At 64.8% G+C, this 24704-nt stretch carries 22 protein-coding genes; 5 read left to right on the forward strand and 17 right to left on the reverse strand.

All coding sequences use genetic code 11. The annotated features are described in order from the left end of the window. Positions 1-4: 4 nt before the first annotated feature. The 9 genes from LNV06_RS16760 to gspG form a co-directional block, all read right to left on the reverse strand. The gene (locus tag LNV06_RS16760) at positions 5-403 is read right to left on the reverse strand and encodes a type II secretion system protein (RefSeq protein WP_263539436.1); all 399 of its coding nucleotides are present in this window, start codon (positions 401-403) and stop codon (positions 5-7) included. After that, a complete protein-coding gene (locus LNV06_RS16765) occupies positions 403-873 on the reverse strand; it encodes a type II secretion system protein (RefSeq protein ID WP_263539437.1) in 471 nt (156 codons plus the stop codon). The genes LNV06_RS16760 and LNV06_RS16765 overlap by 1 nt, the downstream gene beginning before the upstream one ends. A 31-nt stretch (positions 874-904) precedes the next feature. Further along, positions 905-3136 (reverse strand): secretin GspD/PilQ domain-containing protein, encoded by a 2232-nt coding sequence (locus LNV06_RS16770; RefSeq protein ID WP_263539438.1) that lies wholly within the window; start codon positions 3134-3136, stop codon positions 905-907. Next, positions 3133-3714 carry a hypothetical protein gene (locus tag LNV06_RS16775; protein WP_263539439.1) on the reverse strand — a complete coding sequence of 194 codons (582 nt, stop codon included), beginning with the start codon at positions 3712-3714 and terminating at the stop codon, positions 3133-3135. The genes LNV06_RS16770 and LNV06_RS16775 overlap by 4 nt, the downstream gene beginning before the upstream one ends. Then, positions 3711-4292 (reverse strand): hypothetical protein, encoded by a 582-nt coding sequence (locus LNV06_RS16780; RefSeq protein WP_263539440.1) that lies wholly within the window; start codon positions 4290-4292, stop codon positions 3711-3713. The genes LNV06_RS16775 and LNV06_RS16780 overlap by 4 nt, the downstream gene beginning before the upstream one ends. Then, complete coding sequence (locus tag LNV06_RS16785) at positions 4289-5776, reverse strand: PilN family protein (RefSeq protein ID WP_263539441.1); 1488 nt, start codon at positions 5774-5776, stop codon at positions 4289-4291. The genes LNV06_RS16780 and LNV06_RS16785 overlap by 4 nt, the downstream gene beginning before the upstream one ends. After that, on the reverse strand, positions 5769-7283 hold the full coding sequence (locus tag LNV06_RS16790; protein WP_263539442.1) for a GspE/PulE family protein: 1515 nt from the start codon (positions 7281-7283) through the stop codon (positions 5769-5771). The genes LNV06_RS16785 and LNV06_RS16790 overlap by 8 nt, the downstream gene beginning before the upstream one ends. A gap of 23 nt (positions 7284-7306) precedes the next feature. Further along, positions 7307-8545, reverse strand: a complete 1239-nt coding sequence (locus tag LNV06_RS16795; protein ID WP_263539443.1) for a type II secretion system F family protein — start codon at positions 8543-8545, stop codon at positions 7307-7309. 129 nt (positions 8546-8674) lie between these two features. Continuing rightward, a complete protein-coding gene (gspG, locus tag LNV06_RS16800; RefSeq protein ID WP_263539444.1) occupies positions 8675-9100 on the reverse strand; it encodes a type II secretion system major pseudopilin GspG in 426 nt (141 codons plus the stop codon). A gap of 471 nt (positions 9101-9571) precedes the next feature. Between gspG and LNV06_RS16805 the strand changes: the two genes are divergently transcribed. Continuing rightward, the gene (locus LNV06_RS16805) at positions 9572-10189 is read left to right on the forward strand and encodes a PEP-CTERM sorting domain-containing protein (RefSeq protein WP_263539445.1); all 618 of its coding nucleotides are present in this window, start codon (positions 9572-9574) and stop codon (positions 10187-10189) included. A 34-nt stretch (positions 10190-10223) separates the two neighbouring features. Here the strand turns inward: LNV06_RS16805 and LNV06_RS16810 are convergent, their stop codons facing one another. Together LNV06_RS16810 and LNV06_RS16815 are read right to left on the reverse strand one after the other, a co-directional pair. Continuing rightward, a complete protein-coding gene (locus LNV06_RS16810) occupies positions 10224-11309 on the reverse strand; it encodes an alpha/beta hydrolase family protein (RefSeq protein WP_263539446.1) in 1086 nt (361 codons plus the stop codon). A 147-nt stretch (positions 11310-11456) separates the two neighbouring features. Beyond that, positions 11457-12617, reverse strand: a complete 1161-nt coding sequence (locus LNV06_RS16815) for an AraC family transcriptional regulator (RefSeq protein WP_263539447.1) — start codon at positions 12615-12617, stop codon at positions 11457-11459. Positions 12618-12854: 237 nt separating this feature from the next. Here LNV06_RS16815 and LNV06_RS16820 point away from each other — a divergent pair, with 237 nt between their 5' ends. Then, the gene (locus tag LNV06_RS16820) at positions 12855-13178 is read left to right on the forward strand and encodes a 2TM domain-containing protein (RefSeq protein WP_263539448.1); all 324 of its coding nucleotides are present in this window, start codon (positions 12855-12857) and stop codon (positions 13176-13178) included. 41 nt (positions 13179-13219) lie between these two features. Here LNV06_RS16820 and LNV06_RS16825 read toward each other — a convergent pair whose 3' ends face one another. Then, positions 13220-14920, reverse strand: a complete 1701-nt coding sequence (locus LNV06_RS16825) for an AMP-binding protein (RefSeq protein WP_263539449.1) — start codon at positions 14918-14920, stop codon at positions 13220-13222. A gap of 167 nt (positions 14921-15087) precedes the next feature. Further along, positions 15088-16407, reverse strand: a complete 1320-nt coding sequence (locus tag LNV06_RS16830) for a tryptophan--tRNA ligase (RefSeq protein ID WP_263539450.1) — start codon at positions 16405-16407, stop codon at positions 15088-15090. Positions 16408-16556: 149 nt separating this feature from the next. On the opposite strand from LNV06_RS16830, the gene LNV06_RS16835 reads away from it, so the two are divergent. Further along, the gene (locus LNV06_RS16835) at positions 16557-18893 is read left to right on the forward strand and encodes a putative bifunctional diguanylate cyclase/phosphodiesterase (protein ID WP_263539451.1); all 2337 of its coding nucleotides are present in this window, start codon (positions 16557-16559) and stop codon (positions 18891-18893) included. Here the strand turns inward: LNV06_RS16835 and LNV06_RS16840 are convergent. Both LNV06_RS16840 and LNV06_RS16845 read right to left on the reverse strand, forming a co-directional pair. Continuing rightward, a complete protein-coding gene (locus LNV06_RS16840) occupies positions 18848-19870 on the reverse strand; it encodes an aldo/keto reductase (protein WP_263539452.1) in 1023 nt (340 codons plus the stop codon). The genes LNV06_RS16835 and LNV06_RS16840 overlap by 46 nt on opposite strands. Positions 19871-19902: 32 nt before the next feature. Beyond that, positions 19903-20739: a PhzF family protein gene (locus LNV06_RS16845; protein ID WP_263539453.1), complete on the reverse strand. Its 837-nt coding sequence runs from the start codon at positions 20737-20739 to the stop codon at positions 19903-19905. A 111-nt stretch (positions 20740-20850) separates the two neighbouring features. Between LNV06_RS16845 and LNV06_RS16850 the strand changes: the two genes are divergently transcribed. Both LNV06_RS16850 and LNV06_RS16855 read left to right on the forward strand, forming a co-directional pair. Next, the gene (locus tag LNV06_RS16850) at positions 20851-21759 is read left to right on the forward strand and encodes a LysR family transcriptional regulator (protein WP_263539454.1); all 909 of its coding nucleotides are present in this window, start codon (positions 20851-20853) and stop codon (positions 21757-21759) included. 114 nt (positions 21760-21873) lie between these two features. Continuing rightward, complete coding sequence (locus LNV06_RS16855) at positions 21874-23067, forward strand: OmpA family protein (protein WP_263539455.1); 1194 nt, start codon at positions 21874-21876, stop codon at positions 23065-23067. A 20-nt stretch (positions 23068-23087) separates the two neighbouring features. On the opposite strand, the gene asd is transcribed toward LNV06_RS16855, so the two are convergent. Both asd and LNV06_RS16865 read right to left on the reverse strand, forming a co-directional pair. Further along, complete coding sequence (gene asd, locus LNV06_RS16860; protein ID WP_263539456.1) at positions 23088-23948, reverse strand: archaetidylserine decarboxylase; 861 nt, start codon at positions 23946-23948, stop codon at positions 23088-23090. Positions 23949-24022: 74 nt separating this feature from the next. Next, complete coding sequence (locus LNV06_RS16865; protein WP_263539457.1) at positions 24023-24655, reverse strand: DUF2087 domain-containing protein; 633 nt, start codon at positions 24653-24655, stop codon at positions 24023-24025. Between the last annotated feature and the right edge of the window lie 49 nt (positions 24656-24704).

Raw genomic sequence — 24704 nt, forward strand, 5'->3', positions numbered from 1 at the left:
ACCATCACCAGTCGGCAAACAGCCGCCCATCACTGGCGCGACCCGCGGCGCCGCTGCGCACGTCATAAACCTGGCCGGTGGCCATGGCATCGGGCGGCGGCGCCAGCAGGACCCAGGCCTCGCGGCTGCCGGTCAGCGGGTCTTCCGGAATTTCACGGATATAGCGCGCCGTCACCAGCTCTTCCAGCGAGTCGGGATAACGCCCCTTGTCGGCGGCATATTGGTCCAGCGCATCGCGCATCACATTCAGCGAGGTGCGCAGCGAAGTTTCGCGCGACTTTTGCAGGCTGTTGAAATAGCGCGGCGCGGCAATCGAGGCCAGCAGCGCCACGATGGCCATCACCACAATCAGCTCGATCAGGGTGAAGCCGTTTGACTTGCATCTCTTCTTGTTCGCGCTCATCACCAATCTCTGTAGCGGCTACCGTCCAGCGCGCGTCGCTCGGAACGCGAGTAGACATCAAACACATCCTTGCCGGCGCGCGGCTCGTCCGGCGGGCTGTCGGCCGCACGCAAGCCCCAGCTGGCCGCCGGCTCCAAGGCCGGGTCGGCAAAGGGGTCACGCGGCAGGCGGCGCAAAAAGTAAATCTTCTTTTCTTCTGAAGAGCGCGCATCGGCCACGCCCGCGACCAGGGCCTGCAAACTGGGCGGATAGCCGCTGTCATCGGCATTGCTCTTGACCTGGCCAGCCTCGGTGGCTTTTTTGTAAGCATCGATGGCGCCGCGCAGGGTCCGCAAGCCGGCGCGCAACTCATGCTCGCGGCTGCGCTGCACGGACATTTCCAGCAAGGGCCGCGCCGAGCCCGCCAGCATTGCCAGAATGGCCAGCACCACCAACATCTCGATCAAAGTAAAGCCGCGCTGCTGCACCATGGCTGCACTCAATCCTCGCTGCAGCGCAGGCTTAACGCGCCGCGTCCACGCTGACCAGGCCGGTGCCGTCCAGGCGCACCGAGACCGGTTCACCATTCAGACCCGTGGCCGACAGCGCCCCCAGGCCCACATTCAGCACCTGACCATTGGCCGAGGGCAGCGCCCGCAGCACCACCACCTTCTCGCCGCGCGGCAGCAGCTCAATCGCCACACGTCCATTGCCTGAGGCGCCGCCTTGCGCCGGTGCCAGCTTGCTGGCGTCGTATTCCACTTCACCCTTGATGCTGAAGCCGCTGTCATTCTTCATCGTCACCGAGACCGTACCGCCGGGCGCCACTTGCGGGCTGACCTCAAAGCGCAGCACCGCTTCTTGCGGCGCCGCCATGCTGGCCGCCTCGGCCGGTGCGCTGGGCGTGGGCGTTAGCGCACGCAGGCCCGAGGACGCTGCTTGCGAAGGGCCCACACCCGCCTTGGCATTTGGCTTCAGCAAGCTGCTGAAGGCGCCGGGCGAGGCATCGGTGCCGCCGGCCAAACGGGTCAGGCCCGCGTCCGGCAAGGCCAGATTGCGCACGATACGCGGCGTGATCAACAGCACCACCTCGGTCTTCTTGCGGTCTTCGGTACGCACGCCGAACAAGCTGCCCAGCACCGGGATCTCCGACAAGCCCGGGATGCCCGAGGCCGAGCGGCGGTCTTCATCGCTGATCAAGCCGGCCAGCACTTGCGTTTCGCCATCGTTCAGGCGCAGCGTGGTGCCGGTTTGGCGGGTGCCGATCTCGTAGGCGGTGGTGCCGCCAGGCCCTTGCACCTGGCGGATCAGATTGCTGACCTCCAGGCCGACCTTGATGATGACGTCGTTGTCGAGTTGGATGGTGGGCTCCACATCGAGCTTCAGGCCCACATCCAGATAGCTGACCGAGGCCGCCACCGAAGTGCTGCCGGTGAAGTTGGTGGTGGTGGTGAAGACCGGCACCTTCTGGCCGATGTGCACCTTGGCCTTGTCGCGGTTGCGCACCCGGATCTTCGGATTGGCCAGGATATTGCCATTGCCGGAGTTGCCGCGAATCGTGGCCACCACAGCCGGATTCGCCACCATGGCGCGGAAGTTATTGTGCTGGCCCAGTTCCACCTGGCCGGTCGCCAGACCGCCATTGAAGCCGGGCAGGCCGTAGCTGATTTGATCGGGGAACTTCAGGCCCAAATCATTGACGCGGTCGCTGGAGAGTTCCATCACCTCCACTTCCAGCATCACCTCGGGCTCAGGCAGATCCACCGAGGCGATCAGCTTCTCCACCAGCCGCACCACCTCGGGCGTGTCGCGCACCACCATCAGGTTCAGCCGCTCGTCGATGTGGATGTCGCGCACCTTGGTGATGGTGCGCACCATGGCCTGCACCTGCTTGACGTCGGCATTGGTCAGATAGAGCGTGCGGGTGATCAGTTCCTGGTGTTCACGCTGCTTGGCTGCGGTGTTAGGGAAGATCAGCACCGAGCTGTCGTTCAGCAGCTTGCGGTCCAGCCCTTGAGTGGACAGCAACACACGCATCGCTTCGTCGAGCGAAACATTGCGCAAGAAGATGCTGACCTTGGCGTCGGAACGCACGTCTTTGTCGAACACAAAGTTGATGTTCGAGCTGCGCGCCAAGGCCTCAAAGACCTGGCGCATCGGGGCTTCACGGAACTCCAGCGTCACCGGCTTTTGAAAGGACGGCCCCATCTCACTGCTGGCCGACTCCAGCGGCCGCGCCTGGGCCGACTGACTCATCAAAAGACGCGCGCCCACATGGTTGGGCGACTCGGCCAGGATCTCGCGGGCCAAGGCGTCGGCGCGATCCAAGCGGCCTTCACGCAGGGCTTGGCGGGCTGAGATCAGCTTGGCCTCTTGCAAGCGGCCGCGCGACAGCTCAGCCTCGTACCAAGCCAGGCGCGGATGCTTGGGGTCCACCTCGCGCAAGCGCTGCACGGCTTCATTCGCCTCGTCCCAACGAGCGGCCAGACGCATGCCCTCGATCTGCGCCAGCAAGCGGGTCGTCATTTGATTGGCGATACGCAGCTGCGCGGCGCGCAAGGCCTGGTCATGAGGGTCGAGCTTGCGCGCCTGCTCGAGCGTCTCATAGGCCTGCGGCAACTGGTTGGAGCGCACCATCTCATCGGCCTGGCGCAGCGCCGGGTTGGCGCAAGCGGCCAGCAAGAGCGCCGCCAACAAGGTCAGCGCCGGGCCAGCCGGCCGGGCGAGCAAGGAGTGAAGAGGGTTCAGCTTCATGAGGAGGAAGGTCGGAAAACGAGTGTTTGGGGCAGCTTGGCGGGCAACCAGGTCAGGTTGATGCCACGCTCATGAACTTGGTCGACACGCCATTGGCCATCCACCACATCACCGGCCTTGACGGCCAGGCTGCGATTTGGCCCGGCCAGCAAGGCCTGCGCCTGATCGCCTTCCACCAGACGACCGAGCAGTTGATACGGGAAGGCCGGTGCCATCGGCGGCGCCGGAGGTGCAGGAGGCGCAGCCGCCACCTTGGGCGGCGGCGGTGGGGGCGGCGGCGACCAGGCGGCGAACTGGGACTCAGCTGCGGCTTGCCAGGCGCCGCGCTCGGGCGGCGACCAGCTGCTGGGCATGACGACCTCGGCGCTGGCCGGTGCAGCATTCTTTTGCGAAGCCCCGGCGGATGGCGATGTGCGTGCACCTGAAGCCGGCACCGGCTCACGACGATTGCTGGCCACGGGCCGCGCCAAGTTTTCGCTTTCCGCCTCTTCATGGCTGGCCACCCAGGCGCTGGCGGCCAGCGTCAGCAGCAAGGCAGCGCCCAAGGCATAACGGCGTTTTTGTGCGGTGAAGCTCATGGCCGGGCTCCTGCTGCTGCCGGCGCAACCGCTTCGCTGCGGCCATGCAAAGACCAGCTCATCTCGGCTTCCATCTCGGCGGCATTGGGCGTGGCGCGGCGCAGTTTCAAGGCATCCAGGCTCAGCGCCGAGTCATGTCGCAAAGCCGCCTCGATAAAGCTGCGCAGCTGCGCATAGCCGCCGCTGACCGGCATGCTGACGCGCAGGCGCTCCAAGCCGCTGCTCGCGTCCACGCTCAAACGATGTTCGGTGCGGCTGCTCACCAGACCCTGGCGCAGCGCGATTTCCAGCAAGTCGGCGAGGCGCTGCTGGCGCAAAGCCGAACTCGGCAAGGCCGCTTGCCACTGCGCCGCAGTCACCGGCGCCTGCTCGGCCTGAACTCCGGCGGCTTTCTGCGCCCGAATGCGGCTGCTGAGTTGATCGGCTTCGGCCTGCAAGGCGGCACTGCGCTGGTCCCAATGCTGGCTGAGCAGGGTCAGGCCTGCGGCCAAAACCAGACCGGCCAAGCCCATCAAGCCAGGCAGGCCCAAGGCTTGAGTGCCCGCTTTCAAACGGTCGATTGCTTTCATTTGGCTCATGGTTTGGGCGCCTCGCTCGCGGCTTTGGGCGGCAAGTCGACCTGCAAAGCGGCCGGCCGCAGCTTGGCGTTCAACTCGAAGCGCTGTCCCTGCAGGCCTTGCTCGCCGGTCTGAAAGCGACTCAGCATCACACCCTGCCAACCCGGCGCGGCGGACAAGCGGTCCACCATTTGCAAGGCCAGCAATTTGTCGGAGGCCAGGCCTTCCAGGCGCAACTCCTGCCGGCCGGCGTTGTAGTCCAGGGCCAGCCAGCTCAATCCTTCGACACCGGCATTTCCAGGCGCGGCACTTGTGGCACTCGCCCCAGCCTGCTCCACATTGCTCAAAACCGCCTGCCAAGGCTGCAAGAGCAAGGCTTGCACCTCGGCAGCGCTGCGCAAGGCTTCCGCATCATTGGCCTTGGTGCTGCTGCGAGCGACAGGCGCGGCCATCTTGGGCGCCGGCGCGCCTCTCAACTGCGCCGCCTCGGCACTGAGTGCTTGTTGGCGTTCTTGGGCTTGCTTCAAGTCTTGCTGGCTGTGCGAGGCGAACCAAAACCCCGCCAGCAGCGCCAGCCCGCCCAGACCTGCAAGCGGCCAAGCCAGGGGCGAGCGCGGCAAGCGAGAGCCCAAAAAGTCAGGTCGCGGCAAGCTAGTCTTGACGGCGCTTGCGCCCTCTTCAAAACAGCCCGCCTCGGGCGCCTTGGCTCCCAAGCGACCCAAGACCCGCAGGCCTGGCCAGTGAGGCGCAGGTGCGTCGGCATCAAGTCCATAGCCACAGACCAAGACGGTGCTCGGCAGCGCCGTGCCCGTGGATGCGCTCAATGCCGCGCTCAGCTCGGCCAGCGTCTCACCCAAGGCCGCATGCGTAGTCGCGGCCAAGCGCAGCTGGCGCAGGCTTTGCAACTGACCGTTTTGCAGCTGCAGCCAGGTCAAGACCTGACCCTCCACCCAGGCCAGCGCCGCCGCAGGCGCGCGCAGCCACTCCGGCTGTTCCGCGGCTACACGGCGCAAGACCGGCGCCCAGGCCGGCTGCACTCGAGTCAAATGCACTTGATGCGAGGCAGCCAGTTCTTGCAGCTGCGCCGCGGCCGCGCCGTGCAGAGCCACCGCCCCGCACTGTTCGGCACTGCCCTCGCCCGCCGCAACGCGCCAGGTCGCCAGCGGCCAGCTCTTGGCCGGCGCGCCAAAGTAATGGCCAAACAACTGCCGCGCATAGGCTTGCAGCTGCGCTTCATCGCCCAAAGGCAGGCCAGGCTCACAGACCAACTCATGCAAGAGCTTGGCCGACACCGTGATGTCGGCCGCCTGGCCGGCATGCAGGCGGCACCAGTCGGCAAAAGCCTGTGCCTGGGCCTGGGCCTTGTCACCCGAGGCCTGCACCCCTTCGGCGCTCAAAAACAAGGGCTGAGGGCGCGCCAAGCGGGCGCTCAGGCTGCGCTGCCAGCGCGCCAGCAGCGAGACGGATTCGGTGGATGGATTCAAGGGACGGGGACGACTACTCATCGAGGGTGACACGTTCCAGCTCCTCGAATGTGGTTTCACCGCGGCACACAGCCTGCAAGGCCATGGCGCGCAGCGGTTTCATGCCGCGCGCACGCGCGGCGTCTTTGATCTGCGACATCGGGGCGCGCGCGGCGATCAGGTCGCGCAGGCCATCATCGAGCTTGAGCAGCTCGGCCACCGCGCGCCGGCCCTTGTAGCCGGTGCCACGGCAATGGCCGCAGCCCTCGCCCTTCAAAAACTGATGCTCGCCGGACTGCAGTCCATAACGCGCCAGCGTAGCGGCATCGGGCTCAAAGGGCCGCGCGCAGTGTTTGCAAGTCAGGCGCACCAGGCGCTGCGCCAACACAGCATTCAGCGCCGAGACCACGTTGTACAGATCCAGCCCCATGTGCATGAAGCGGCCGATCACATCGAAGGCGTTGTTGGCGTGCACGGTGGAGAAGACCAAGTGGCCGGTCAGCGCCGCCTGCACCGCGATCTGCGCGGTTTCGGAGTCACGGATTTCGCCGACCATCACCCGGTCCGGGTCATGACGCAGGATGGAACGCAAGCCGCGCGAAAAGGTCAGGCCCTTTTTCTCATTCACCGGGATCTGCACCACGCCGGCCAGCTGGTACTCGACCGGGTCTTCGATGGTGATGATCTTGTCGTCGCCGGTGTGGATTTCGGCCAGGGTCGCGTAGAGCGTGGTGGTCTTGCCGCTGCCGGTCGGGCCGGTGACCAAGAGCATGCCGTGCGGCTGACGCGCTTGGTGGCGGATGGCGGCGCGCTCCTCGGTATCAAAGCCAAGGGAATCGAGCGTCAGCGTGCCGCCGGTCTGCTCGATGCGGGCGCGGTCCAAAACCCGCACCACCGCGTCTTCGCCGAAGACGCTGGGCATGATGGAGAGGCGGAAGTCCACCTCGCGGCCCTGCACCTTGAGCTTGAAGCGGCCGTCTTGCGGCAGGCGGCGCTCGCCGATGTCCAACTCCGACATCACTTTCAGGCGCGACACCAATTGCTCGGCGGTGGCCGCGCCATCAACGCTGCGCACCATGGCCATCACACCGTCAACGCGGAAACGGATCACCGCACCGCGCGCATTGCATTCGATGTGCACATCGCTGGCGCCGTCTTGCAAGGCGTCATACAGCGTGGCGTTGAGCAGGCGCACCACCGGGCTGGCCTGCTCGGACATCACCAGCGCGCTGAGCTCCTCGGCCTCGCCGCCCAGCTGCCCTTCGATGACCGACTCTTCCACATCCGACAAGGCGCGGAAGTCGGCCTCACCGGCGCCCAGCCAATGGGTGACGGCCGCCGGCTCACAGCGCAACCAGCGCACCGGCGCTTGCAACCGCGCCTCCACGCTTTGCAGCAGCAGCGCGTCTTGCTCGCGCTCGCCCAAGAGCATCTTGCGACCACCCGCGCCCACGGCCAAGACCGCGCGCCAGCGCTGCGCCTGGGCCTGCGGCCAATGCTCAAAGTCGAGCTGCCAGGGGCCGTGCTCGGCCGGCAGATAGTCTGCCAAGGAATGTGTGGCTAACGCCATGTTCACTGGACTTGCTCCACCAATTGAAAGATCGGCAAGTACATCAAGACGATGATGCCGCCGATCAAAATACCCATGAGCAACATCAGCGCCGGATTGATGGCGCGGGTCAGTAGCTCGGTCAGGCGCTGCGCTTCTTCATCATGAAAGGCCGCAGCGCGCTCGAGCATGGCGGCCACTTCGCCGCTGCGCTCGCCTACACGCACCATGCGGCGCGCCACCGGCGTGGCCAGGTCTTGCGCTTCCAGCGCTTCAGACAAGCGCTCGCCCCGCTCAATTTGCGCGGCCGCTGCCGCCACCGCCGGCCGCCAAGGCGCGGCAATCACATCCTGAACAATGCGCAGCGAAGCCAGCACCGGCACGCCCGAGGCCAGCAACATGGCCAGGCTGCGATAGAGCCGCGCCAAAGCCAGCACGCGCAGGCGCGGGCCCAAGCCCGGCAGCGTCCACAGCGAGGCCTGCACCCGTTCGCGCAAGGCCGGGTGACGCCACAAGGCCAGCACAGCCACAGCCAGCCCCGCAATTCCGCCCAAGACCCACAAGGGATGCGCGCCAGCAGTCTGGCCGAACTGGATCAAGACCCGCGAGGCCCAGGGCAGATCATTGCCCAGCCCATCCAAAATGCCGGCAAAGCGCGGCAGCACATAAAGCAGCAAGAACAGAATCACCGCCGAGCCCACGCCCAGCAGCATCACCGGGTAGACGCAGGCCGCGATCAGCTTGGCGCGCAAGCTCTCCACCCAGGCGAGGTAGCGGCTGTGTTGCGCCAAGGAGGCGCTGAGCTGGCCGGTGCGCTCATTCGCGGCCACGATGGCGCAGACCAGTTCATCAAAGGCCTGCGGCTGCTGGCGCATGGCGGCCGACAAGGGCTGCCCCTGCTCCACCGCCTGGATCACACCGTCCAAGGCCTGGCGCACCGCCCCATTGCCTTCTTTCTCACGCAAAGTGTTCAGGGCTTCAAGCAGGGCGATGCCGGCATCCAAGAGCACGGCCAGCTCCTGGCTGAAGAGCTGCAGGGGGAAACGTTTGCTGCTCGCGCGTGAAATCCCCAAACGGCGCAGCCCAGCGGCGCCGGCCGATCCTGTCGTCGCGGCAGCGCCCGTTGCCCCCAGCTCGGTCACTTCCAAGACATGCTGGGGCAGCACGCCCAGAGCAGCCGCCACCGCCTGCGCGTCTGGCGCGTCGACACGCTGCGTGCGCACCCCGTCCGGGTGGTAAACGCGGGTCAGAAAGCTGGGCATGGCGATTGAGCAGGCGCTTGAGCAGGCGTTTGGACAGGCGTTTGAGCAGGTGAATGTGCTGACGCTTGAGCGGCCTGTTGCCACTGCATGGGGCGAGTCGCGATCATGCGAAAGTTTGCTTCAGCGGACTCACCAGCTGACCAGGTCGGCATCTTCACCCTCGCCGCCCGGCCGGCCATCGCGGCCATAGGAGAACAGGTCGTACTCGCCATGTTCGCCAGGCGAACGGTATTGATAATCGTTGTGCCAAGGGTCCTTGGGCAAGGCCTTGCTCAGATAGGGGCCTGCCCAGCGCGGCTCATCGGCCGGCTTGGTGACCAAGACCGCCAAGCCTTGTTCGGTGCTCGGGTAGCGACCCACATCCAAGCGGTATTGATCAAGCGACTTTTGCAAGCCGTCGATCTGTGCCCGCGCCGCCTTGACCTCGGACTTGCCGATCTGGCCAAAGAACTTAGGGCCCACATAGCCGGCCAGCAGGCCGATGATGACCATCACCACCAGCAGTTCCAGCAGCGTGAAGCCACCCGATTTTGTTGATCTATTCAAAGCACGCATATACATACAACCCGGCTCATTCATTGACCGCGAGCTGACAGCGGCTACGCTGGCGTCGCCACTTTTTCAGCCCCTCTTCCTCTGAAACTCCTGAAAGTTCAGGATTCCCCCACCCTATCCTCTGGTCGCGGTCCGAATGGACTATTGCAGCAAGCCACCGCCTCGGCAATTGGGACTTGACCCCCCCTTGTTCAGAGGATTGAGAAAAGGGGGGTCCAGGGGACCGCCACTGTAACGGCGCCAAGTGACAGTTCGTTGCCACCCGCCATTCGGCTCATAGGCTTTGCCGCCTTTTTCACCGGGCAAGTCCGGATGGATGGGCCTTAGAGCCTAGAACGGCCGGACAGAGCCCCATCACCGGGTCATATGCCTTCGTTAATCTGAGCGCAGATCGGCGACCTTGCCACACATGCACAGACCGTGCTTGGGCAAGCGGTGGCCGAAGCCTCGTCCACCCCTAGGAGTCTTTCGATGATTGCAGTACCCAAGTCCGCCCTGATCTGCACCAGCTGGCTGTTGGCCGCCGCGTCCGCTCACGCTAGCCAGCAAACCGTGGCGATTGCGCCCAACGGCACATTGCAGGCCTCCAGCCTGAGCGACACCATCACCAACACCTTGACCCTCATGCCAGGTGTGACCGGTTTCAACTTCTCGGGCGCCACCGGCTCCTACTCCTCGGTCAAGAGCGACAACAACTTCTTCTACGCCGCCTATCTGATCCAAACCTCGGCCGCCGTGGCCCAAAGCATCACCACCACGCTGAACAATGTCAGCGGCGTAACCGGCTTGTCTGAACGCATCTACGCCTACAACGGCGCTTTTCTGGGCGACGCCAAGGCCGGCCCCGGCATCATTCAGGCTTGGAGCACCGACATCGACGTATACAACTCGAGCATTTCCATCGTCGCCCCCGTCAGCCTGTCGGCCGGCAGCTATGTGGTGGAGATTCGCGGCAAGAGCATCGGCAACTTCGGCGGCTCCATCAGCATGACCAGCGCCGTTCCAGAGCCCAGCCAAACCGCCATGTTCTTGGCCGGCATTGGCGCGATCGGCTTGCTCTTGCTGAGCCGCTCGCGCAAACGAGACTGAATAAGAACCGCGACTGAAGAGCAAGCGCGCCGGCTCAGTCCAGCAAATGCCGCTGCATGAAGGCGGTGATTTTGCGGTCCACTTCGTCCAGCTGGGCCCGGTCAAAGCCCGGCGGGTCGTTCAACATCTCGCCCAGCAGCCCGCTCAGGCCGGGCGGCAGCGGCGAGAGCATCGCTCCATGGCCGCCGTCGCTCAGGTCGGCCAGCCACTCGCAGCGGTCCGCGCAGGCGCGCAGCACCGCGTCGCTATGCCATTGAGGGCTCAGCCAGCGATCCCGCCGGGCCGTCACCAGCGCCAGCGGGATGCGCGGCTTGGCCAAACTGCTCATCTCGAAGTCCGCCGCGGCCGGCACGCTGGCCACGGCGGCGGCGATGCGCGGGTCGGCGTAACTCAAAGGGCGCGCGTCATCGAACTTGAAGGCGAGGATCTGCCGCGCCAACCAGAGTTTGAGCCCGTCCAGAACACCCAGGTCGCCCCCGACGCCCCGAGTCAAGGAGGTCGTCAAGCCAACGCAGGCCTGAAAGTCTTCCGCTAAATGGACCTGGCAATGGCGAAGAAAGCCTGCCGCTGACCAGTGCCCGCCGGCCAGACTCAAAACCGTGTGGCCGCCCGCCGAGCCCCCATAGGCGCCCACCTTGTCCAGGCGCAGCCCCGGCCCGAAACGGCTGTCGGCAGCGACGGCATCAATGGCCCGCGACATTTCGGCCGGCCGCAGCGCCCAGCTGTCCGGCCCTGGGCGACTCGGGTCTTTGTAGTTGTCGGCCCAATGCTCCGGCATGGCCACCACAAAGCCGGCCTCCACCAAGCGACGAGCCAGGTCCGCATGCACCCAGGGCGAGCCGCCCGAGCCATGCGAGATCAGCACCAAGCGGCCATTGCCGACCTTGGGTGCGGCATCACGCGCCAGCCGCAACTCCATTCGACCGAAGCGCTGCGGCTGGTCCGGCGCCTCGGTCGGGTAGTAGACCGATACCGGCCCCGCCGCCGCTCCAGCGCCTGGCATCGCAATTTCACTGAAGCCCAATCCGGCCCAGGCCGGGGCCGTCATGCAAGCCAGGCCGGCTACGCCAATCAGGCGCCGCAACCCGGCTGCGGCAACACTCTGCGTCTTTATCTTCATTCCGTGCATCTCCCGCGTTTGCGTTCAAGGCCCCACAAGCAGGGCGAGGTCGCCACCATGCCGGGAGGCCGCAGCAAGGTCTGGCCGAAACCTGCAAATGAAGAAAACGGACAGGCCGATTTCAGCAATCGGCCAGATCAAGCCGTATCAAGTCGCTGCAGCGGCTTGGTTTCGCTCGCGGAACTCACTGGGCGTCATGCCGGTTTCGGCCTTGAAGGCGCGATTGAAGGGGCCGATCGATTGAAAGCCGGCCTCCAAGGCGAGGGTCAGAATCGGCGTGGAACGCTGCGTCGGATTGGCCAAGGCGCGCCGGACTTCGGCCAGTCGATAGCCATTGATATAGCTGTTGAAGTTGCGCTGCCCCAAGCGCTGGTGGATCAGGCGGCGCAGCCGGTACTCGGGCACCTGCAGGCGCTGGGCCAAAGCGGCCAGGCTGGGGTCTTCGCTGCGATAGAAGCGTTCTTGCTCCATGGCTTGGCGCAAGGCATCCAGCAGCGTTTGCTCGGCCGCATCAGGCGCTTCGGACGCCTCGGACGCAGTAGCGGCTGGTGCAGGCAGGGCGGCAGCCCCCTCGCCTGGCGGCGCTGGCGCGCAGTCGGCGCCGGTTCCGAGCAACTCGCTGCCGACCACACGCAGCAAGCTCCAGCTCAAACTGCCCACCAAGACCAATAGAGCGGCCACATCCAGCAAGGCCAGCGGCTCGGACAAGCGGCCGTGAAGCCGCTGCCCCGGCTGCTGCGCTTGCAGCCGCAAGGCCACCATCATGGCCATATAGACCGCGCCGCCCAACACGATCTTGGCGCGCAAGCGCCGCCGCGCATCGACCAGATCGACCCGCCAATGGCGCATTGCGGTCAGCCCCACCAGCAGGCCAAAGCCCAGCGGCAAGAGCCTTTGCAACAGCAAGGTGGCCGTTGCCACCGGCCACACGCCGGCTTGAGGCGCCAGCCAGGCGCAATTGAGCCCGCTCAGACCGGCCGCGCCAAACCAAAGCAACAAATGCAGCGGCCGCAGCCGAAACTCGTCCTCAAACAGGGCTCGCGCAAACAACCAAAACAAAACCGAATTGGCCACCGATACGGCCACCCAGGGCGCCTGCCAAGCGACGGGAACCTCAGCCTCAAACAGCGGCGTCGAACTGATCACCTGCACGCTCAGACCCACGGCCAGACACGCCCCCAAGCGCGGCAACAGCGCCAACACGCCAGACGGCTTGCGACCATCGCGCAACAAAGCCAGCCCCAGCAGCCAGAGCAAGGCCAGCATGCCGCCGCGCAGGGCTGCATCCAACAGGGGCAGAACAGTCATTGACGGCACGCGTGCGCCTCCAGCGGCAAATGAAAAAACGAGCAGAAACCAGCAAGGCTGCGCAGCGTAGCAGCTGTGCAGCTCATCTTGCCCTGACCGTTGATCTCTCAGGCTGGTGCTTCACGCCCTCAGCTGCCCATTCGTCGCAAGGCGCTGGGCGCAAGGGCGGCTGGTCTTCACAGTTCACCCATCGCCAAGTCAATCAGCACCCACACAGCAAGGCAAAAGGAGCCGACCATGTACACCTCTGAGACCAACGCCACTTCCAACGCTTGCACTCAAGACGAGTTGCTGGCGCAAGCCAAGAAGCGTGTAGACGCCAAGCTAGGCTTTCTGACCCATTTGATGGTGTTTTGCTGCGTCAATGCCGGCTTTTACTTGATCGGCATCGTGAGCGGGCGGGACTGGCATTTCGGCCACGCCCCGTTCCCAATCTGGGGCTGGGGCCTGGGCCTATTCATCCACGGTCTGGCCACCTGGGCCTCTTTGCAAGGCATGGACCTGCGCAGCCGCATGATGGCGCAAGAGATCGATCAGTTGCGCCGTCGCCCGCAGGCCTGAGGGCCTGCAGGTCTCAGGGGACACGGGCCCAAGAACAGGCTTCAGTCGGTGAACACCACCGGCTTGCGCTGCGCCACCCAGCCCTCCAGCTGCGGACCATAGACCTCATCGACGCGGTTGCGCTTGACCTTGAAGGTCGGGGTGATGAAGCCGTTGTCCACCGTCCAAGGCGTTTTGATGACGGCCAGGCAGTCGAGCTGCTCATGCGGGTCAAGGCGGGCATTGATCTCCGCCAAATGTGCACTCAGCTGCTCACTCAGTTCGGCACGCTGCTCAGCCGTTTTCAGATGATCCGCAGCTTGGGGGGACAGCATCACCACCCCCACCGGCTGGCCCATATTGGCACCCGTCACCACGCAGGCTTCCACCGCCGGGTGCTGCCCCAGACGATCTTCAATCGGCGCGGGCGCCACATACTTGCCCTTGCTGGTCTTGAACAAGTCTTTGACGCGGCCGGTGATGTGCAAGAGCCCGTTGCCATCGATGCGCCCCTTGTCGCCGGTGCGCAGCCAGCCATCCTCGGTGATGACCTCACGGGTCAGCTCGGGCTGCTTGTAATAACCCATCATCAAGGCCGGGCTGCGCATCAGCAGCTCGCCATTGGCGGGGTCAAGTCTTGCCTCGACGCCCTCATAGGCCGGACCGACGCTGCCGATCTGATCTTGGCCCGGCACGGTGATGTGCGACACAGCCAAGTTCTCGGTCATGCCGTAACCTTCATTGATGTCCAGCCCCAGCTTGCGATACCAGTGCAACAAGGCCACCGGCATGGGCGCCGCGCCGCCAGCGGCCACCCGGCATTGATCCAGGCCCAGCGCTTTTTGGATCTTGCGACGCACCAAGCCACCGATCAGCGGCACTGACAGCAAGAAGTCGAGCTTCTTCTGCGGCATCTTGGCCTGCACGCCCTGCTGGAACTTGACCCACAGACGCGGCACCGAGAAAAAGATGGTCGGGCGGGCGCGCTGAAGATCGGCCGCGAAGGTATCCAGGCTGTCGGCGAAATAGACCGAGAAGCCGGTGCGCAGCCAGCCATGCTCCACCAGCACCCGCTCCACCACATGGGCCAGCGGCAGGTAGGACAGCATGCGGTCCTCCTGGCTCATGGAGATGCGCTTGAGCGCGGCACTGAAGGCCCAAGCGAAAGCGCCAAAGGAGTGCATCACCCCCTTGGGCGCGCCGGTGGTGCCCGAGGTGTAGATCAAGGTCGCCAGCTCATCGGCCTGGCGCAGTGGCTCGCCCACCAAGGGTTCGATGCCGGCGCAGACTTCATCCCAGCCGGGATAGGCTTTTTTGGCATCGTCGGGCGACACCGGGTAGCTGATGCAAGGCAGCCCGGCAGGCACGCCCGGCTTCATGCCAGCCCAACCGTCGAGCTTGCCGATGAAGCAGGCACGGGCCTCGCTGTGCTCCAAGATCTGCCGAATCGTGTCCGGGGCAAGCGTGGGATACAGCGGCACCGAGACATAACCCGCCATCCAGATGGCCAGATCGCTCATCAACCACCAGGCGCAGTTCTTCGACAGGATCGCCACCTTGGCGCCGGGCTCCCAGCCCTGCCTTTGACCCTGGGCCTGCAGATGCGCGGCCATGCGCCGCACCTGATCGCCCACCTGCGCCCAGGTGAAGGTTTGCAACACGCCCTGGCCGACCGGCTGGGTCAAGGCCACGCGAGAGGCCAACGTGCGCTCCCAGTGATAAAAGCGCTGTAGAGCCAGACTGTCGGCGGGAATGGTAGGCATGGCGGATGTCTCCTGTTTTATCTTTTGAATGCGCGGTCGAGGCTAGCCAAGACCGCCAGAACAGCCTAGCGGGTTTCTGCGGTGAGGATGCTGATCAGAGTCATTCCTCTAGCAATAATGCCCGCGCTCTTCAAGCCACGCTCTGCTTTAATCATTCATTCATTTTTTCAGGCGGCCTCGGCCGCTTGCAAAGCCGCCAGAGCGGCGGCCACATCGCTCGCCGCAACGCCCTCAGCCAGAGTCACCGGGGCTTCGGCCAAGCCTGCGGCGCCCTCGCGTTTCAAGCGCGCCACCCATTGACCGGCATCGCGCCCGCCCGCAAAACCCTGGCTTTGCAAGAGCAAATGGCCATCGGCGGCATTGAGCTTGAAGTAGAACTGTCCATCGGCCTCGCGGTATTGCTTGAAGACCGGCAGCGCCGCCTTGGCCGCTTTAGTTGGAGCATTCACCTCAAGGCGGGCAGCAAAACTGCGCAGGCCCACGGCTTGACGCAGTTCCGCCAGCAAGGGGGCCGCGACGGCGCGTGCCTTGGCCGCGCCTTCCAAAAGCGTCGCCTCGATGCGCTCGGGGTGGGCCATCAAAGCCTCATAGCGGCTGCGCAGCGGCGCGATTTCGGCCTCGATCAGATCGAAGAGCTGCTGTTTGGCTTCGCCCCAGGCCAGGCCGGCGCGCAAATCAGCGCGGAATTGCTGGCGCTGCGCCGCCGTGGCGAAGGCGTCGTAAATCGTGACCAGGGCTTGGCCTTCAGGCTCCTTGGGCTCGCCGGGCAGCTTGGAGTCGGTGACGATGCGGGCAATCGCTTCCTTCAAGCCCTTGGCGCCACCTTCAAACAAGGGAATGCTGTTGTCATAGCTCTTGCTCATCTTGCGGCCGTCCAGGCCCGGCAGCAGGGCCACGTCTTCTTCGACATTGGCTTCGGGCAAGACAAAGAACTCTTTGCCTTGGCCAAACAAATGGTTGAAGCGCTGCGCCACATCGCGCGCCATCTCGATGTGTTGCACCTGGTCCTTGCCGACGGGGACGCGGTGGGCGTTGAACATCAAGATATCGGCCGCCATCAAGATGGGGTAGCTGTACAAGCCCATGGTGATGCCGGCGTCCAGATCCTCGCCCGCTGCCGCGTTGGCATCGGTCGCGCCCTTGTAGGCATGGGCGCGGTTCATCTGGCCTTTGGAAGTGACGCAGGTCAAAAGCCAGGTCAGTTCGGGAATCTCGGGGATGTCGCTCTGGCGGTAAAAAGTGACACGCGAAGTGTCCAGGCCGGCGGCCAGCCAGGTCGCCGCAATCTCCAGGCGCGAGCGGTTGATGCGCTCCGGGTCATCACATTTGATCAGGGCGTGATAGTCGGCCATGAAGAAAAAACTCTCCACACCGGCTTCACGGCTGGCTGCAATCGCTGGGCGGATGGCGCCGACGTAATTGCCCAGATGAAGGGTGCCGGTGGTGGTGATGCCGGTCAAGACGCGTTGATTCGGGCGTTGGGTCATGATGAAAAGTGAGCTGGCTGAGGCACAGGACGCTGGCGCCGGGCTTTTCCGGTCCGCCAAGGTCGTAAAAGCCTATTGTCACAGCAAGGCGGCGCTACTATCTGGCTATCACCATCGCCGCAACTTCTCTTGGGCGCGGCAGGCAGGCCATGACTTCATTGATGTTGATCAGTGCGGGGCTGAACGCCATGCTGGGCGCAGCATTGCTTTTGCTTTGGCAGCAAGACCGGCGCTATCTTTATGTGCGCGACTGGGGCTGGAGCTGGATCCTGCTGTCGCTGGGCCTGACCTTGGGCCTGGCCCTGGTGCCCGAGCTGAAGTCCGGTTGGCGCTACGACCTGCAGGCCTTGCTGGCCTCGACCTGCCTGATGGGTTCGCTGTCCTTGCAGGTCAGCGGCGCACGCAATTACCGCGGCTTGGGCTGGCGGCGCCCGCTCTGGATCACGGTGTTCATCGGCATGATGGTCTGCATCGTCTGGATGGCGAGTCTGGATCACCGCTACGCCGTGCGCATCGCCGCCGTCTTTCTGGTGTTGGGCTGCTGGAGCTGCGCCTGGTGGATGGGTCGCGCCGGCCATAGCGGCGAGCGCTTCGTGGCGGCCTGTTTTTTCGCCGCCGGTCTGGTGCATGGCAGCAGCCCGATGCTGGACCCGGCCGGGCGCTCGCCGATCACCCACACCCTGGGCTTATTCGTGCAGACCACGCTCTCGCTCGGTTTGATTCTGCTGTCCGCCGCTCGCGCCCATGCGGAGACACGGCGGCAGAACGAGCGCTTCACCAAGCTGGCCGAACACTCGCTGCAAGGCCTGGGAGTGCTGCAAAACCATCGGGTGGTTTACACCAACCCAGCCGCCCGCGCCATCTTCGGCTTCGACCCTGGCACCAGCCAGCCCGATGATCTGGTGGAGGCCTTGGTGCCCCCCGAGTTGCGCAATGCGGCTCGGGAGCGCCACCAAAGAGTGATCGCCGACCCCAATGCCCGCATCGAGTGGGAGGCCACCCGGTTGACGAAAAGCGGCGAGCCCATCTACATCCGCGGCCTGTCCAGCCACTTGGAATGGGACGGCGCGCCGGCGGAGCTGATGGTGATGATTGACGACAGTTCGCGCCAGCGTGCCGTGGATGCACTGCGCCGCCAGGCCCTGCATGATGAACTGACCGACCTGCCAAACCGTAACTTCGCCGTTGAGCGGCTGCGCGAGCTGACCTATTTGGGCGCACCGACCTTCGCCTTGATCTCCGCCGACCTCGATCGCTTCCAATTGGTCAATGAGAGCCTGGGGCACGCGGTCGGCGATGCGCTCTTGCATGCGGTAGCGCGCCGGCTCTGCCATCGCCTCCCCCCGCAAGCCACCTTGAGCCGCCTGGGCGAAGACCAGTTCCTGGTGCTGCTGGAAGGCGAGCCAACACCCGAGACGGTGCAGCAAGTGGCCGAGCAAATGCTGGCCATGTTGAACACCCCGTTTGCGCTGGAGGGCGCCGAGCTGTTTGTGAATATGTCGGCCGGGGCGGCCTTATTCCCGCAAGACGGACGCGATGGCGCCAGCCTCTTGCGCGCCGCCGACTCCGCCATGCACAAGGCCAAAGGCAAGGCCGGTGCGTCCTTTATGTTCTTTGACCCCAGCATGAATGGCGCCGCGCGTGCCCGATTGGAGGCCGAGCAGTCCCTGGGGCGGGCCATCGTCGAGCGCGAGTTCTTGCTCGAGTACCAACCCAAGTTCAGCGCCGGCAGCCGCCAGCTCTGCGGCTTTGAAGCCTTGGTGCGCTGGGAGCGGCCCGGCGGCCGCATCAGCCCGGTGGAATTCGTGCCCGCCGCCGAACGCACCGGTCAGATCAAGGCATTAGGCGAGCTGATTCTCGACATCGCTTGCCAGCAGCTGCGCGAATGGCTGGACCGCTGGGGTCAGGTCTTGCCAGTGGCCGTCAATGTCTCACCGCTGCAATTCGACGACGCTGGCTTCGCCGCCCGGCTGCTGAGCAAGCTGCGCGACTACGAGCTGCCCGAACAGGGGCTGGAGGTCGAGATCACCGAAACCGCTGCCATCGGCCATCTGGACCGCGTCCTGCCGCAACTGCAGGTATTGCGCCAAGCCGGCGTGTTCTGCACCTTGGACGACTTTGGCACCGGCCAGTCCTCGCTGACGATGTTGCGGCAGCTGCCGATCAACACCATGAAGTTGGACCGCAGCATGATCGACCCGCTGCCCGAAGCACAGGCCAGCGCCGTGGTCAAAGCGACCTGCGCGCTGGGCCATTCTTTGCAACTGGAGATCGTGGCCGAAGGGGTGGAAACCGAACTGCAAGCGCGCGCCGCCGAGGACTTGGGCTGCACCCAGCTGCAGGGTTATCACCTCGGCCGACCGATGGCCGCGGCTGCGGCGGGCGCGCTGCTGGGGCAAGCACTGAGTCAATCGAAGCATCGGCGCACAAGCCTCACGCCTCAGCTGCGGCTTGACTCAATGCCCAGCCAGCCGCCCTCGGTGTAGCGCGAACCCTGCACGCTGCCTGGGGCAAACAAGTCATCCAAGGTTTGCAACTGTGCGGCGCTGAGGCGCAGCGTGGCGGCCTGCGCATTGCTGCGCAGATGGGTCTGGCGTCGCGTGCCAGGAATCACCAGCACATGCGGCTGCTTGTTCAAGATCCAGGCCAGCGCCAGCTGCGAGGCTTGCAGGCCCCATGTCGCCGCCAGCGACGCCAATTGCGCGGCGAGGGCCCGGTTGTGCTCACCCGCCTCGCCATTGAAACGCGGCAAATTGCGCCTGAAGTCATCCGGGCTGAGCGCATGCGTGGCCGGCAAGGCCGCGCTCAGCAAGGCCCGCCCCATCGGGCTGTAAGCCACAAAGGCAAGGCCCAAAGCCGCCGTAGCCGGCAGCATCTGCGCTTCGGCGCCGCGCTCCCAGAGCGAATACTCGCTTTGCAAGGCCGCCACCGGATGCACCGCATGGGCTCGCTGCAAAGTCTCCAAGCTGACCTCGGACAAGCCGATGGCGCCAATCTTGCCTTCGGCCTTCAGGCCCGCCAAGGTCTGCATCACCACTTCAATCGGCACCGTCGGATCACGTCGATGCACGTAGTACAGGCCGATTTGCTCCAGCCCCAAGCGCTTCAACGAGGCCTCACAAGCACTGCGGATATAAGCCGGCGAATTGTCGATATCGCGCTCATAGCGACCGGGCTGGCGTTTGATGCCGAACTTGCTGGCCACCACCAACTCGGCTCGCTGGGCCGGTGAGAGCTGGGCCAAGAAGCGCCCCAGCAATTGCTCGTTATGGCCCAGGCCATAGGTATCCGCGGTGTCGAAATGACGCTGGCCCAAATCAAAAGCGGCCTGCAAAGTGGCGAGTGACTCGGCATCATCGACCTCGCCGTAAAACTCGCTCATGCCCATCAAGCCCAGGCCTAGGGCAGAGACGGCCTTGCCGGCCAGAGGACGATGGGGGCTCATTGAAGTGCTTTGATCCATATTCATTGCTCCTGGTTTTGCGTGCTTGAGCTTCAGGCCGCCATCACTCGCGCATGGCCGGAGACACGAATCGAACTGCCCGCCGCAGGCGAAATCTCGGCACGCAACAAGGAGCGCATGCCCATGTCTTCGCCTTGCACGATGTCGATCGCGCCGCCATGCGGCCACGCCAGATCGCGCAGATAGCCGGCAAAGGCGGCGGTGGCGGCACCGGTGGCCGGGTCTTCCAGCACACCGCCGCCGGCAAAGGCATTGCGCGTGTGAAAACGTTGCGGGGTTTCGGCATAGGCCAGCAAGATGGTGGTCAGACCCGCCGCGCGCATCAGGGCTCGGCCGGCATCCAGCTCGTAGTGCATGGCGGCCAACTGGGCTCGCGACTTGAGCGCCAACACCAAATGATCGGCACCGCCATGCGCCAAGCCCGGTGGCAAGCGCTCGTCCAGATCGGTTTCGCTGAGTCCAAACAAAGCCAAAGCAGCGGCCAACAAGCCCGGCTCGGCCGGCGCACTGCGGGTCGGGGGCGATTGCAGGGCGGCGCTGATCAAGTCGCCCTCGCGGCGGCCCTCCACGCTGATCTGCGCCGCATTCAAGACCAAGGGGAAGACGCCATTGCCTTGCTGCAGCGCCAGCGCGGCGCCGAGAGCGATGGTGGCATGGCCGCAAAACGGCACTTCGTTCTCAGGCGAAAAATAACGCACCCGCCAGGCGGCACCCTGCGGCATGGCGAAGACCGTTTCGGAGAAGCCCAAGTCGGCGGCGATGCGCTGCATCTCGGCCGCGCTCGGGTGCTGCTCGGCAATCCAGACACCGGCCGGGTTGCCGCCGATATTGCCGTCGGAAAAGGCCGCTATTTTCAAAACAGAGTTCATCGCTTCAGATCCAGCTGCAATTGAGAGTGCATGCATCTTGCAGCACGACGCCCACCCCCACCAGCCTCGCAGCGGCACACGGGCTGTGCAGTCCTGCTTAACAATGCAGGCATGGCCGAACCCGACTTTCAACTCTTGCGCATCTTCTTTGCCGTGGCCGAGGCGCGCAGTTATCGGCGTGCCGCGCTCACGTTGGGCCTGAGCCCCTCGGCCGTCAGCCAGGCCATGCGCCGGCTGGAGGCCCAGCTCGGCATCGCCCTGTTGAACCGCAGCACCCGCAGCGTGGCGCTGACCGCCGCCGGCCAGCGCCTGTTGGACGAGGCCGGGCCCGCCTTGCAAAGCCTCAGCCAGACCTTTGCCGGCCTGGGCGAGCTCAGGGCCGAGGTCAGCGGCGCCTTGCGCCTGTCGGTACCGCGCAGCGCCGCGCGGCTCTGTTTGATGCCACTGCTGGCCCGCTTCAACAAACAGCATCCGCAGGTGCAAGTGGAGCTGAGCACGCAAGACGGCCTGGTCGATATCGTGGAGCTTGGCTTTGATGCCGGCGTGCGCTTCACCGAACGGTTACCGGCCGATATGGTGGCCCTGCCGCTGGGACCGGCGCAGCGCTTTATCGTCGTCGGCAGCCCAGAGCTGCTGCAGCATCGCGAGGCGCCGCAGCAGCCCGCGGCCTTGAGTGCCTGGCCCTGCATACGGCAACGCTTCGCCAGCGGCGCACTGTTCCGCTGGGCCTTTGCCGAACCGGGCAGCGGCCAAGCGGTGGAGATAGAGGTCAGCGGGCCCCTGACCGTGGACGATCAAAGTGTGGCCCTGACAGCGGCCTTGGACGGCCTGGGCTTGGCCTATGTTTACGAGACGGCCGCGCAAGAAGGCTTGCGCAGCGGCCGCCTGCAACAAGTGCTGCCCGAGTGGACAGCGCCAGGCACCGGCTTTGCCCTCTACTACCCCGGCCGCCGGCAGGCCAGCCCGGCCTTGCGAGCGCTGATCACCTGCATCCAAAGCGCCCCGCAAAGCTCTGTCTAGCGCGCTGTTGGAGGCAAGTCAAAGCTCCCCCAATAGGGAGACTCGCCGGCCTCCCGTTGCGCTGAGGCCGCGTGCTAGCATTTATTTTTCCATTCACTTGGGGTGCTCTTCTCGATGCTTGCTCGCTCTTTCTTGCGCTTCGCTGCTCAGCCCGGTTTGCAGTTGGCCCGCGGTCTGACCCTGTCCCTCTGCCTTGGTTTCTTGGGCACTGCGGTGCGGGCCGAGCCCGGCGGCGACCACCCAGAAGTCCCCCGCTACCCAGGTGCCGTCATGAAGGCCTATGACTTGAAGGACTACGAAGAAGCGCAGCTTTTTCTGAGCCGCCCGGTCCTTCGTGGCAGTGAGTACACGGCAGACAAGCTTTTGCCCCTGGAAGGCCGGGTCACCTTCATCCGCTACGAGATGTCCAACACGGTGTCGGCTCTGCAGATTTTTCGCAATTACCAATCGGTCTTGCGGCGCAGCGGCTTCAAAGAACTGTTCAGCTGCGACCGCCCCTGTTCCACCTACAACCTGAGCAATCTGCGCAAGACCATGAAGTTGGAGCGCGTCAGCCTGAGTGGTGACACCGACAACCAGTACCTGGCGGCGCAACGTGGCAACACCTATGTCTCGCTGTGGGTGAATGTCTACGGCGGCGACCCTCAGGCTTGGCTGACCGTGGTGGAAAAAGGCAGCCTGGACACCGAGTTGATGGCGGTCAGCGGCGACAGCCCCATGGCGCGCGCCCTCAGTGAACAAGGTCGGGTGGATGTATACGGCTTCCAGTTCGACACCGGCAAATCGCAACTGAAGCCCGAGTCTCAGAGCAGCTTGAAGGAACTGGGTCGAGTCTTGCAAGACAACCCCCAGCTGAAAATCGCGCTGGTGGGTCACACCGATGATGTGGGCGGCCCCGAAGCCAATTTGAAACTGTCCGAGGCGCGGGCACGCGCGGTCGCTGAAGCCCTCTCCGTTTCAGCCGGCATTGCCGCCGAGCGACTCAGCAGCCGCGGCGCGGGCCAAAGCCAGCCGGTGGCTGCCAATAGCGATGAGACCGGACGCGCCAAGAATCGCCGCGTCGAGATCATTGCCAGCGTGCCCAATGGGGCCACGGCGAACACGGCTTTTGGCGCGGTCGGCGCCAATACAAACGCTCGTCCGAGCGCTTCGGCCAACCCAAGTGCCGCGCGTCCTGCGCCTGGCGCTCCCAGCGCCAGCAAAGCCGAGCCCGCCAAACCGGTCGCGGAAGAAGCCAACAGCGCCATCGACTCAGCCAACAAGTTGCTGGACACCGCCAACAAGCTGCGCGGCCTGTTTGGCCGCTGAGTCGTCCTGAGTAGGTGAACTCAGCGAGTGGCCATGGCCTCGCCGAGTTTCACCGCGCTGCCGGGACGGCCCAGGTCTTCACCCGTCCAAGCCGGATTGAAGGCCCATGGGCCCTTGGGGAAGAGCATCACCACGGTGGAGCCGAGTAAGAAGCGGCCCATCTCCTCGCCCTTCTTCAGCTTCACCGCATCACCCTCATAACGCCACTCGCGCACGGTGCCGGGGCGCGGCGGGTTCACCACCCCATGCCAGGCGGTGGACATGCTGCCCACGATGGTGGCCCCCACCAGCACCAGCACCCAAGGGCCATGAATGCCCTCGAACACGCAGACCACCCGCTCGTTGCGGGCGAACAAGCCCGGCACGCCACGCGCCGTGACCGGGTTGACCGAGAACAAATCGCCCGGCACATGGATCATGCGCGTCAAGCGGCCCGCGGCCGGCATATGAATGCGGTGGTAGTCGCGCGGGCTCAAGTAGATATTGGCGAAAACGCCGTCCTTGAACTGCGCGGCCAGCTCGGCATCGCCGCCCACCAAGGCGGTGGTGCTGAAGCTGTGGCCCTTGGCCTGAAAAATTTGATCGCCCTGGATGGCGCCAAACTGGCTGATGCGGCCGTCCACCGGGCAGATCAGCTCGGCATCGGCCAGCGGCCTTGCGCCGGGCTTCAGGGCGCGGGTGAAGAACTCATTGAAGGTCGGGTAGGCGGTGATGTCCGAATTGGCCGCCTCGGCCATGTTCACGTCGTACCGCGCCACAAAGCGGCGAATGATGCCGGTGGTGATGCTGCCCATGCGTGCCGAGGCTACAAGGCCCGCGAAGCGCGTCAACGCTTGTTTTGGGGCCAGGTATTGCAAGAGCACGGCAAGGCGATCAGACACGACTAAATCCTTTGTTAAGCCCTGAGATCAGGGGCCGCGATTGTAGCGAGCAGTCCCCCAAACCCATCAGCCTCTCATGCGGCGCCCGAGCGCGCCCGCAGCTCCCGCAAGAGCGGCAGGAGGTCCTCATCCGGCCGCGCAGCCAGCTTGCGGTACTCGCGGCCGCCGTCGCTGCGGCCCAGCAGCTTCATATTCACCAACTCGCGGCGCAGCGTGCAATGGTCACCAAAGCCGTGGTGGGCGTTGAGGATTTCATTGACCTCGGGCTCGGTGTAAGGGCGCCGGCTGTCGAAGTGAATCCACAAGCCCCACAAGGCATAGCGCTGCACCTGATGGCGGCTGGGCCAGCGGGCCAGGCGGCCTTGGGCATCGAACTGACGCAGCGCCCGGTCGGCCAGCTCGCTCATCTCGGGATGGCGCGGGCCGCGCGCAGGCGGCGCATGCTTGGGGCTGAGCTTGCTGGGCGCGGGCGATTCAATCGGCGCCTGCGTCTCGGCAGCCGCCTTCAAGGCCTGAAAGTTGCGGTGGCCGGCGGCACGGGCCAGCATGTTCAAGAGGCTCAGATGGCTGGGCACCTGAATGGGCACTTCGGCGCGGGCATGCGGCTTTTCATCAGCCTCGTCGAAGGAGGACTGCAGCTGGCTGCGCAGGGCTTTGGCAAAGGTCGAGAGGTCTTCGACCCTCAATGGGATCAATTCACGAGGCATGGTTGAGCGTTCTCCACATCACACGTGTGCCCTTCAACCCACTGAGCGA

The sequence above is a fragment of the Paucibacter sp. Y2R2-4 genome, assembly GCF_025717535.1.
GTDB lineage: Bacteria > Pseudomonadota > Gammaproteobacteria > Burkholderiales > Burkholderiaceae_C > Paucibacter_A.